The organism is Streptococcus sp. 1643 (assembly GCF_006228325.1).
In the GTDB taxonomy this organism is placed as follows: domain Bacteria; phylum Bacillota; class Bacilli; order Lactobacillales; family Streptococcaceae; genus Streptococcus.
In genome coordinates, this window is the sequence record NZ_CP040231.1 from 595,522 (window position 1) to 608,653 (window position 13,132).

At 41.8% G+C, this 13,132-nt stretch carries 1 protein-coding gene and 1 pseudogene; both read left to right on the plus strand.

Going from position 1 to position 13,132, the window contains the following annotated elements:
• The first annotated feature begins 160 nt into the window (after positions 1–160).
• Positions 161–7,138, plus strand: a pseudogene (gene bgaA / locus FD735_RS03265) (LPXTG-anchored adhesin/beta-galactosidase BgaA).
• A 453-nt stretch (positions 7,139–7,591) separates the two neighbouring features.
• Positions 7,592–12,727: a SpaA isopeptide-forming pilin-related protein gene (locus tag FD735_RS03270; protein ID WP_139658459.1), complete on the plus strand. Its 5,136-nt coding sequence runs from the start codon at positions 7,592–7,594 to the stop codon at positions 12,725–12,727.
• Positions 12,728–13,132 lie beyond the last annotated feature (405 nt).

Genomic DNA, 13,132 nt, shown 5'->3' on the forward strand with positions numbered 1-13,132 from the left:
TTTTTCGAATCTTCTACAAATTTTAGAAAAAACAATCAAAAATATGATTTTTTGTGTTTAGGGTATTGAAATTTCCTATATCGTCTTATAGAATAAAGTTAAAAGAATCCTAAAAGTAACTTGCTGTGCAATATATAAAAGTTACCGAAGGAGCTATTTTATGGAAAAAGGCCATTGGAATCGTAAAAGAGTCTACAGCATTCGTAAGTTTGCCGTAGGCGCTTGCTCTGTCATGATTGGAACCTGTGCGGTTCTATTTGGAGGAAGTGTCATTGGAGAATCACCAGTTTTCGCGGATGAAACTCCTATCACCCACACTGTGGAACAAGCAAAAGAGGAAAGTCCGGCAGTGGAGGAAAAAGAAGATCAAGCTGTAGCAGAGCACAAGGATGCTGCAAGTGTCGACCAAAGTCAAGCTGCTCCAATTGAAGCAAGCAAACCAGAGAAGAAAGAAGAGGAACCTGTAGCTCCAAAAGAGGAGAAAGCATCTCTAAAACCTGAAGAAACAGCACCAAAGGTAGAATCTCAAGCTTCAAGTCAAGAAAAGCCTGTCAAGGAAGAGTTGAAAGCTGCGACAAATGAAGAAGTGAATCAAATGATTGAAGATAGAAAAGTGAATTTTAATCAAAATTGGCACTTTAAACTCAATGCGAATCCTAAAGAAGCTGTGAAATCGGATGCAGATGTATCAACATGGCAAAAATTGGATCTCCCACACGACTGGAGTATCTTTAACGATTTTGACCATCAGTCACCTGCCCAAAACGAGGGTGGACAGCTCAATGGTGGTGAAGCTTGGTATCGCAAGACCTTTAAACTTGATGAAAAAGATCTCAAGAAAAATGTTCGTGTCACTTTTGATGGTGTCTATATGGACTCTCAAGTCTATGTCAATGGCCAGTTAGTGGGGCATTATCCAAATGGATATAACCAGTTCTCATACGATATCACCAAATACCTTCACAAAGATGGTCGTGAGAATGTGATTGCTGTCCATGCGGTTAACAAACAACCAAGTAGCCGTTGGTACTCAGGTAGTGGTATCTACCGTGATGTGACCTTGCAAGTGACAGATAAGGTTCATGTTGAGAAAAATGGAACAACCATCTTAACACCAAAACTTGAAGAACAGCAACATGGCAAGGTTGAAACTCATGTAGCCAGCAAAATCGTCAATACAGATGATAAAGACCATGAATTGGTGGCAGAGTATCAAATCGTTGAACGTGGTGGTCAGGCTGTAACAGGTTTGGTTCGTACAGCGAGCCGCACCTTGAAAGCACATGAGTCAACAAGTCTTGATGCGATTTTAGAAGTTGAACAACCAAAACTCTGGACAGTTTTAAATGATAAACCTGCCTTGTACGAATTGATTACGCGTGTTTACCGTGACGGTCAATTGGTGGATGCTAAGAAGGATCTGTTTGGTTACCGTTACTATCATTGGACTCCAAATGAAGGTTTCTCTTTGAATGGTGAACGCATTAAATTCCATGGTGTTTCCTTGCACCATGACCACGGAGCGCTTGGAGCAGAAGAAAACTATAAGGCAGAATACCGTCGTCTCAAACAAATGAAGGAGATGGGCGTTAACGCCATCCGTACAACTCATAACCCTGCAAGTCCACAGACCTTGCAAATCGCAGCAGAACTTGGTTTGCTGGTTCAGGAAGAGGCCTTTGATACTTGGTATGGTGGTAAGAAACCTTATGACTACGGACGTTTCTTTGAAAAAGATGCTACTCACCCAGAAGCTAGAAAAGGTGAAAAATGGTCTGACTACGATCTTCGTACCATGGTCGAAAGAGATAAAAATAACCCAGCTGTCTTCATGTGGTCTATCGGGAACGAAATCGGTGAAGCCAATGGTAATGCTCACTCTCTTGCAACGGTTAAACGCTTAGTAAAAGTGATTAAAGATGTTGATACTACACGTTATGTCACTATGGGAGCAGATAAGTTCCGCTTTGGTGATGGTAGCGGTGATCATGAGAAAATTGCTAATGAACTGGATGCAGTTGGTTTCAACTACTCAGAAGACAACTACAAGAAACTTCGTGCGAAACATCCAAACTGGTTGATTTACGGTTCCGAAACATCTTCAGCTACCCGTACACGTGGAAGTTACTATCGCCCTGAACAGGAATTGAAACATAGTAACGGACCTGAGCGTCATTACGAACAGTCTGACTATGGTAATGACCGAGTTGGCTGGGGTAAAACGGCAACAGATTCATGGACGTTTGATCGTGACAACGCTGGCTATGCTGGACAGTTTATCTGGACAGGTACGGACTATATCGGTGAACCTACACCATGGCACAACCAAAACCAAACTCCCGTTAAGAGCTCTTACTTTGGTATCGTAGATACAGCGGGTATTCCAAAACATGACTTCTACCTCTACCAAAGCCAATGGGTTTCTGTCAAGAAGAAACCAATGGTTCACCTTCTTCCTCACTGGAACTGGGAGAATAGAGACTTGGCCTCTAAAGTAGAAGATGCACAAGGAAAGATTCCAGTTCGCGCTTACTCTAATGCTGCAAGTGTTGAATTGTTCTTGAACGGTCAATCTCTCGGTGTTAAAAAGTTCAACAAAAAACAAACTAGTGATGGTCGTACCTACCAAGAAGGTGCCAATGCTAAGGAACTCTATCTTGAGTGGAAGGTTGCTTACCAACCAGGTACCTTAGAAGCAGTAGCTCGTGATGAAGCTGGTAAAGAAATTGCACGTGACAAGATTACCACTGCAGGTCAACCTGCAGGTGTTCGTCTCATCAAGGAAGAACACGCAATCGCTGCAGATGGAAAAGACTTGACTTACATCTACTATGAAATCGTAGACAGTGAAGGAAATGTGGTACCAACTGCCAATAATTTGGTTCGTTTCCAATTGCATGGACAAGGTCAACTGGTTGGTGTTGATAATGGGGAACAAGCCAGCCGTGAACGCTACAAGGCACAACCTGATGGTTCTTGGATCCGCAGAGCCTTTAACGGTAAAGGGGTTGCCATTGTTAAATCAACTGAGCAAGCAGGTAAATTCACCCTTACTGCCCACTCTGATCTCTTGAAATCGGACCAAGTCACTGTCTTTACAGGTAAGAAAGAAGGACAAGAAAAAACTGTTTTAGGTACAGAAGTACCAAAAGTACGTACTGTTATTGAGAAAGAGCCAAAAATGCCGAAGACAGTCGGTTTTATCTACAGTGATGGCAGTCGTGAAAAACGTCCAGTCACTTGGTCTTCAGTTGATGTGAGCCAAGCAGGAGTTGTGACTGTTAAAGGTATGGCAGACGGACGCGAAGTTGAGGCCCGTGTCGAAATTCTAGCAATCGCAAATGAGCTTCCAACTGTTAAGCGTGTTGCTCCAGGAACAGACTTGAGCGCTGTTGATAAATACGTTTCTATTGCTGTTACGGATGGAAGCGTACAAGAATACGAAGTTGATAAGTGGGAGATTTCGGAAGCAGATAAAGCTAAACTGTCAGTTGCAGGATCACGTATTCAAATGACTGGTCAACTGGGTGGTGAGACTATTCACGCTACCCTTGTAGTAGAAGAAGGCGAAGCTGCGGCACCTGCAGTACCAACTGTAACGGTTGGTGGTGAAGCTGTCACTGGTCTTACTACTCAAAATCCAATGCAATATCGAACTCTTGCTTACGGTGCATCCTTGCCAGAAGTTGTAGCAAGTGCTGAAAATGCGGATGTTACTGTAGTCCAAGCAAGTGCAGCAAACGGCATGCGTGCAAGCATCTATGTTCAACCAAAAGATGGTGGACCTCTTCAAACATATGCAATTCAATTCCTTGAAGAAGCACCAAAAATTGACCACTTGAGCTTACAAGTAGAGCAAGCTGACGGTCTTAAAGAAGACCAAACAGTGAAATTGTCTGTCCTTGCACACTATCAAGACGGAACACAAGCAGTTCTACCAGCAGATAAGGTGACCTTCTCTACAAGTGGTGAAGGGGAAGTCGCAGTTCGTAAAGGAATGCTTGAGTTGCATAAGCCAGGAACAGTCACTCTCAAAGCAGAATATGAGGGGGCTACAGGTCAAATCGTTCTTACGATCCAGGCCAATACTGAGAAAAAAGTAGCCCAATCTATCCGTCCAGTAAACGTAGTAACAGACTTGCATCAAGAACCTACTCTTCCAGCAACAGTAACGGTTGAGTATGACAAAGGTTTCCCTAAAGCCCACAAAGTCACTTGGCAAGCCATTCCAAAAGAAAAACTCGACCACTATCAAACCTTTGAAGTTCTAGGTAAAGTTGAAGGTCTGGATCTTGAAGCGCGTGCTAAAGTATCTGTAGAAGGCATCGTTTCAGTTGAAGAAGTCAGTGTGACAACCCCAATCTCAGAAGCACCACAATTACCAGAAAGCGTTCGTACCTATGATTCAAATGGTCACGTTTCATCAGCTAAGGTTACTTGGGATACGATTCGTCCAGAGCAATACGCCAAGGAAGGTGTCTTTACAGTTAATGGTCGCCTAGAAGGTACGCAATTAACAACTAAACTCCATGTTCGCGTATCTGCTCAAACTGAGAAAGGGGCAAATATTTCTGACCAATGGACCGGTTCAGAATTGCCACTTGCCTTTGCTTCAGACTCAAATCCAACTGATCCTGTTTCAAACGTCAACGATAAATTGATTTCCTTTAATGACCGCCCAGCTAACCGTTGGACAAACTGGAACCGTAGTAATCCAGAAGCTTCAGTTGGTGTCCTATTCGGAGATTCAGGTATTTTGAGCAAACGTTCAGTTGATAATCTAAGTGTCGGATTCCACGAAGACCACGGAGTTGGCGTACCGAAGTCTTATGTGATTGAATATTATGTCGGTAAGACCGTTCCAACAGCCCCTAAAAACCCTAGCTTTGTAGGTGAGGAAAACCATGCCTTTAATGATCCTGCAAACTGGAAAGAGGTAAGCAATCTCAAAGCACCAGCTCAATTAAAAGCTGGAGAAATGAATCATTTCAGCTTTGATAAAGTTGAGACCTATGCGGTTCGCATTCGTATGGTTCGACTTGATAGCAAGAAAGGAACGTCTATCACAGAAGTACAAATTTTTGCGAAACAAGTTGCGGCAGCTAAACAAGGACAAACAAGAATCCAAGTTGACGGTAAAGACTTAGCAAACTTTAACCCTGATTTGACTGACTACTATCTTGAGTCAGTAGATGGAAAAGTTCCTGCAGTAACAGCAAGTGTTAGCAACAATGGTCTCGCTACCGTCGTTCCAAGCGTTCGTGAAGGTGAGCCAGTTCGTGTTATCGCGAAAGCTGAAAATGGTGATATCCTAGGAGAATACCGTCTACACTTTACAAGCAATAAAGACTTGCTCTCTCGTAAACCAGTTGCCGCGGTCAAACAAGCTCGCTTGCTACAAGTAGGGCAACCGCTTGAATTGCCAACTAAGGTTCCTGTTTACTTCACAGGTAAAGACGGTTACGAAACAAAAGACTTGGCAGTTGAATGGGAAGAAGTTCCAGCAGAAAATCTGACAAAAGCAGGTCAATTTACTGTTCGAGGCCATATCCTTGGTAGTGATCTTGTTGCTGAGTTCACTGTACGAGTGACAGACAAACTTGGCGAAGCTCTTTCAAATAACCCAGAGTATGATGAAAATAGTAACCGCGCCTTTGCTTCAGCCACTAACGACATTGATAGAAACTCCCATGACCGTGTGGACTATCTAAATGACGGAAATCATTCAGAAAATCGTCGTTGGACAAACTGGTCTCCAACACCATCTTCTAATCCAGAAGTATCAGCAGGTGTGATCTTCCGTGAAAATGGTAAGATTGTAGAACGGACTGTAGCGCAAGCCAAACTTCACTTCTTTGCAGATAGTGGTACAGATGCACCATCTAAACTCGTTTTGGAACGCTATATTGGCCCAGATTTTGAAGTGCCTACCTACTATTCAAACTACCAAGCCTACGATGCAGCTCATCCATTCAATAATCCAGAAAATTGGGAAGCTGTGCCTTATCGTGCGGATAAAGACATCGCAGCTGGTGATGAAATCAACGTAACATTTAAAGCTGTCAAAGCCAAAGCCATGAGATGGCGTATGGAGCGTAAAGCAGACAAGAGCGGTGTTGCGATGATTGAGATGACCTTCTTTGCACCGAGTGAATTGCCTCAAGAAAGTACCCAATCAAAAATTCTTGTAGATGGAAAAGAACTTCCTGACTTCGCTGAAGATCGTCAAGACTACCAAATCACCTATAAAGGTCAACGTCCAAAAGTCTCAGTCGAAGAAAGTAATCAAGTAGCTTCAACAGTTGTAGATAGCGGAGACGATAGCCTTCCAGTACTTGTTCGCCTTGTTTCAGAAAGTGGAAAACAAGTCAAGGAATACCATATCCAGTTGACCAAGGAAAAACCAGTTTCTGAGAAGACAGTTGCTGCTGTACAAGAGGAACTTCCAAAACTCGAATTTGTTGAAAAAGATTTGGCCTATAAGACAGTTGAGAAAAAGGATTCAACACTGTATCTAGGTGAAACTCGTGTAGAATAAGAAGGAAAAGTTGGTAAGGAACGGATCTTCACAGCGGTTAATCCTAGTGGAAGTAAGGAAGAAAAACTCCGTGAAGTGGTAGAGGCTCCGACAGACCGCATCGTCTTGGTTGGAACCAAACCAGGAACCTCCCTTCCAGAAGATGAAGTGAAGAACCTAGTCCTTAACAGACCAGAACTTGTAATCGAAGAAGAAACAATTGATTTCAAGGTTCAGGAACAAAAGAATGATCAGCTTCCAGCGGGTCAAACTCGTGTTCTCCAAGAAGGTCAAAAGGGTATCCGTGTTCACTTGATCGAAGCTGAAAATGGCAAGCGAACTGAAAAAGAAAGCTATGATAAAGTCGTGGCTCAAGATCGCATTGTAGAAGTTGGTACAGCTGGTGAAACGACTAAGCCAGTACCTCAAGAATCTACAAAACCACAAGTATCAGAAAAAGCAGATACAAAAGAAATTGCTTCAAGTGCAGCTAGTCAAGCTCAAAAAGAACAGTTACCAAATACAGGAAGTGCAGCAAGTCAAGCAGCCCTAGCATCAGGCCTAGCTCTTCTTGGTTTGAGTGCAGGTCTAGTGGCCACTAAAGGTAAAAAAGAAGACTAGAATGAATCATTATTTCTTCTAAATGTATCTCAGAAAGACCAGGGAAACCTGGTCTTTTTAATGGGTAGAAGTATTCTCTCTATAGCAATTTTAGCGTTTATGAAATCAGATACCCAAAATGATAAAAACATTATCTGGTATCGAAAACGAGATGAACTTATTTTTTAAAAAATAGCGGTAAAATATACTGGATTCTGTTTCGGTGATAGGGGAAAACGATACAATAAATCGATGGGGAATTCGATAAGAAAATATGAATTTTAAATAGTAAAATAAATTTTAAAAAATGTTTGATGTTTCTAGCCTTTTTTTAAATAGTATGATAAAATATGAAAGTAATGTAGCTATCAATTTTTACTTGAAAAAGGAGAATGGTGATTAGTTGGGGACAATCATTTAGTTTACTATTACATTGTACATTTACAACTGAATATTATAAGAAAGGAAGATTAAATGAACAAGAAAATAAGATCTTGGATTCAGATCCTTATTCTTTGTTTGGGAGTTATTCTCCAATCATTTGCCCCTCTGACGCAAGTACATGCGACAGAGTATAATGATGTGATCACTAGTGTAGGTGTTGAGAACAAATCTGGTGAAGCATTAACGCAAGGATTGGATATTTGGCAAGAATTCCGTCTTACTGCCAATTTTGAGTTGCCAGATAATACGGTGCATGAAGGTGATACAACAACACTTCAATTGCCATCAGAGATTGCATTTTCAAACTCTTCAGACATTGAATTACGAGATGCTTCTAACAATCTTGTAGCTACTGGACATCTAGATGCCACTAGCAAAACGATTACGCTCACTTACACAAAGTTTGTTGAGAATAATTCTGGCGTTAGGGGGAAATTCTTTGTCTATGTCCGAGTTGACCATGACGCTGTTTCAGAAGAAAAAGACGTTGATGTCAACATTACTGTAGGACATAGAGTTCTATTTGCAGGAAAGATCCGTTATAACGGCCCTCCAGGGAAATACGACTCGAAAATCGAAAAGAGTTCATTTCAACAGGGAGGAGACCCTAAAAATGTAATTCGTTACAATATTACTATAAACCGAAATATGGCTGATTATAGTAATGTTACTATCAAAGATGCCTTCTCATCTCCAAATATGAAATTCCTACCAGATACTTTTCGTATTTATAAAGTAAACTGGAGCTGGAATAACGGAGACTGGAAATGGTCTGATGCTCAGGATATGACCGAAACCTTTAAAAACCAACTAGTGGTAAATGCGAATGGTGATGGTTTCACCCTTCCTTTAGGAGATACTAATGGTTTTGGTTATATGATCGAGTATCAAGCTAAAGCGAATTATGATCTAGTCGATGGTGAGGAAATTACGAACGTAGCCAACATGAGCTACAATGGTAGTGAGAATGAACAGTCAACCAGCACACGTACCTACCAGATTGCAGGTGGTGTTGCAGAAGGATATGTTTTCACCATTAAAATTCATAAGGTAGACGAAGCTGGTCAACCTTTGCAAGGTGCAGTTTTTGAAGTGATTCGTGATCGTAACCAATCTGTTGTTGGACGATTGACAACAGATTCTGATGGTAACGCTAGTGTAGGCAAATTGTTGCGAGACAACTATACAATTCGTGAAGTAACTGCTCCTCTTGGCTATGACAAATTAACTGAAGATATTAAAATTTCTCCAGATGAGTTTGGTTCAGACAAATCAGTAGAACGTCGAATTGAAAATAAGAAGACACCTCCGAAGACACCAACTGAGAAAGAGATTACTTTCAAAAAGGTGGATCCAAATGGAAAAGAAATTCCAGGAGCGGAACTGAAAATCTATAGTGGAGATACAGTCAATCTTGAAGAGGCACCTGTTGCAGACTGGACTACTGTAGCTGACACTTCTAAAGTGATTAAGCTGGCACCAGGGACCTACACTCTAAGAGAGTTCGATGCTCCAGAGGGATATCAAATTGTAGGAGATATTACTTTTACTGTTAATGCTGACGGTTCTATCACTATTAAGAATAAGGGAGCTGATGACACTGTTCTTGCAGCTGGTCCAGTTCTGACTATTACCGATAAAGAGGATACTAGTCCAAAACCAATTACCTTCAGTAAGGTAAACCTTGGAGGGAATGAAATCGCTGGTGCACAGATTAAGATCTACAAGGGCGACAAGGCAGAAGGCACAGCTGTAGAAAGCTGGACTTCAACTGACCAACCTAAGCAATTGAATCTTGAACCTGGTATCTACACTTTCCATGAGGAAGCAGCCCCAACTGGTTACCTCAAAGTAACGGATATCACTTTCCAAGTTAAACCTAACGGTACTGTTGAAGTGACAAAAGTAGGTGAAAAAGATTCTAAAGGTGAAGACAATCGTGTTGTAGCCCAAAATTCAACTCTGACAGTTACTGATAAAGATGACGATGTAGCTCGTAAAATCACGTTCAGTAAAATTAGTCTTGGTGGAACAGAAATCGCAGGTGCTCAAATCAAGATCTTCAAGGGCGATAAGGCAGAAGGCACAGCCGTAGAAAGCTGGACATCTGAAGCTGGTAAGTCTAAAGATCTCAACTTGGCTCCAGGCACTTACACCTTCCATGAGGAAGCAGCCCCAACTGGTTACCTCAAAGTAACGGACATCACTTTCCAAGTCAAAACTGACGGCACAGTGGAAGTGACAAACGTTGGTGAGAAAGACTCTAAGGGTGAAGAAAACAAAGTTGTAACCAACGGCTCAACAGTAACTGTAACCGATAAAGATGATGACAGTCCACGTACGATTACCTTCAGCAAGGTTAACCTTGGTGGAACAGAAATCGCAGGTGCTCAAATCAAGATCTTCAAGGGCGATAAGGCAGAAGGCACAGCCGTAGAAAGCTGGACATCTGAAGCTGGTAAGTCTAAAGATCTCAACTTGGCTCCAGGCACTTACACCTTCCATGAGGAAGCAGCCCCAACTGGTTACCTCAAAGTAACGGACATCACTTTCCAAGTCAAAACTGACGGCACAGTGGAAGTGACAAACGTTGGTGAGAAAGACTCTAAGGGTGAAGAAAACAAAGTTGTAACCAACGGCTCAACTGTTACAGTAACGGATAAAGACGATGATAGTTCAAAAACCATTACTTTCAGTAAAGTTAACCTTGGTGGTACAGAAATCGCAGGAGCTCAAATCAAGATCTACAAGGGCGATAAGGCAGAAGGCACAGCCGTAGAAAGCTGGACATCTGAAGCTGGTAAGTCTAAAGATCTCAACTTGGCTCCAGGCACTTACACCTTCCATGAGGAAGCAGCCCCAACTGGTTACCTCAAAGTAACGGACATCACTTTCCAAGTCAAAACTGACGGCACAGTGGAAGTGACAAACGTTGGTGAGAAAGACTCTAAGGGTGAAGAAAACAAAGTTGTAACCAACGGCTCAACTGTTACAGTAACGGATAAAGACGATGATAGTTCAAAAACCATTACTTTCAGTAAAGTTAACCTTGGTGGTACAGAAATCGCAGGAGCTCAAATCAAGATCTACAAGGGCGATAAGGCAGAAGGCACAGCCGTAGAAAGCTGGACATCTGAAGCTGGTAAGTCTAAAGATCTCAACTTGGCTCCAGGCACTTACACCTTCCATGAGGAAGCAGCCCCAACTGGTTACCTCAAAGTAACGGACATCACTTTCCAAGTCAAAACTGACGGCACAGTGGAAGTGACAAACGTTGGTGAGAAAGACTCTAAGGGTGAAGAAAACAAAGTTGTAACCAACGGCTCAACTGTTACAGTAACGGATAAAGACGATGATAGTTCAAAAACCATTACTTTCAGTAAAGTTAACCTTGGTGGTACAGAAATCGCAGGAGCTCAAATCAAGATCTACAAGGGCGATAAGGCAGAAGGCACAGCCGTAGAAAGCTGGACATCTGAAGCTGGTAAGTCTAAAGATCTCAACTTGGCTCCAGGCACTTACACCTTCCATGAGGAAGCAGCCCCAACTGGTTACCTCAAAGTAACGGACATCACTTTCCAAGTCAAAACTGACGGCACAGTGGAAGTGACAAACGTTGGTGAGAAAGACTCTAAGGGTGAAGAAAACAAAGTTGTAACCAACGGCTCAACTGTTACAGTAACGGATAAAGACGATGATAGTTCAAAAACCATTACTTTCAGTAAAGTTAACCTTGGTGGTACAGAAATCGCAGGAGCTCAAATCAAGATCTACAAGGGCGATAAGGCAGAAGGCACAGCCGTAGAAAGCTGGACATCTGAAGCTGGTAAGTCTAAAGATCTCAACTTGGCTCCAGGCACTTACACCTTCCATGAGGAAGCAGCCCCAACTGGTTACCTCAAAGTAACGGACATCACTTTCCAAGTCAAAACTGACGGCACAGTGGAAGTGACAAACGTTGGTGAGAAAGACTCTAAGGGTGAAGAAAACAAAGTTGTAACCAACGGCTCAACTGTTACAGTAACGGATAAAGACGATGATAGTTCAAAAACCATTACTTTCAGTAAAGTTAACCTTGGTGGTACAGAAATCGCAGGAGCTCAAATCAAGATCTACAAGGGCGATAAGGCAGAAGGCACAGCCGTAGAAAGCTGGACATCTGAAGCTGGTAAGTCTAAAGATCTCAACTTGGCTCCAGGCACTTACACCTTCCATGAGGAAGCAGCCCCAACTGGTTACCTCAAAGTAACGGACATCACTTTCCAAGTCAAAACTGACGGCACAGTGGAAGTGACAAACGTTGGTGAGAAAGACTCTAAGGGTGAAGAAAACAAAGTTGTAACCAACGGCTCAACTGTTACAGTAACGGATAAAGACGATGATAGTTCAAAAACCATTACTTTCAGTAAAGTTAACCTTGGTGGTACAGAAATCGCAGGAGCTCAAATCAAGATCTACAAGGGCGATAAGGCAGAAGGCACAGCCGTAGAAAGCTGGACATCTGAAGCTGGTAAGTCTAAAGATCTCAACTTGGCTCCAGGCACTTACACCTTCCATGAGGAAGCAGCCCCAACTGGTTACCTCAAAGTAACGGACATCACTTTCCAAGTCAAAACTGACGGCACAGTGGAAGTGACAAACGTTGGTGAGAAAGACTCTAAGGGTGAAGAAAACAAAGTTGTAACCAACGGCTCAACTGTAACTGTAACCGATAAAGACGATGACCTTCCACGTAAGATCACCTTCAGTAAGGTAAACCTAGCAGGTGAAGAAATCGCGGGAGCTAAAATCCAAATTTTCCGCGGTAAGAAGGTTGCAGGAACACTTGTGGCTGAATGGACTTCAAAAGCCAATCAATCACATGTACTTGATTTGACTCCGGGAGTATATACTTTCCATGAAGAGGCCGCTCCAACTGGATACTTAGCAGTAACAGATATTACATTCCAAGTTAACTACGACGGAACTGTAACAGTGGTAAATGCTAGTGGAAATCAGGTTGAGTTTAAGGATGGTAAGTTAGTAGTAACGGACCAAACTGAACCAGAAAATCCTAACCTACCAAACACTGGAAGCGAATCTGGACAAGCTGCATTAGCAGCAGGTTTAGCTCTTCTAGCTTTAGGTGCAGGTCTTGTAGCAACTAAACGAAGAAAAGAAGACTAATCTCATTTAGTAGCAAAAGATACAGTGCAAATTGAAGTAGGTCAAAAAGAGTCATATCTTGGAGAGGATCATTTGGTCCTCTCTTTTTTGATATGCAAAGTGATAAGAATTCTATTTTTAAAATTTTCAAAATTATAGAAGTTAAAAGAGTTACGCTTGATAACTTTGAGGAAGCTGTTATTAGTCTTTAATTTTTCATTTAAGTAAGTAGGGAAATTTCATTGTATTAATAATCTTGTTACTGTCTTTAAAAACAGTTAAAAAGATAGTATTAACACAAAGAATGATTGGATTGTTTCTCTTAAAAATGAAAAAACAGGAATTTATAGAGATTACAGTGGTGTTTTAAATCTGAACCATAGATTAAAAGATTGTAAAGAATCTTTTTATTGGTCATATGTATGT

Bases quoted from the DNA above. Each gene is read 5' to 3' on its own strand.
- FD735_RS03270 (WP_139658459.1), top strand. From the start codon at position 7,592: ATGAACAAGAAAATAAGATCTTGGATTCAGATCCTTATTCTTTGTTTG.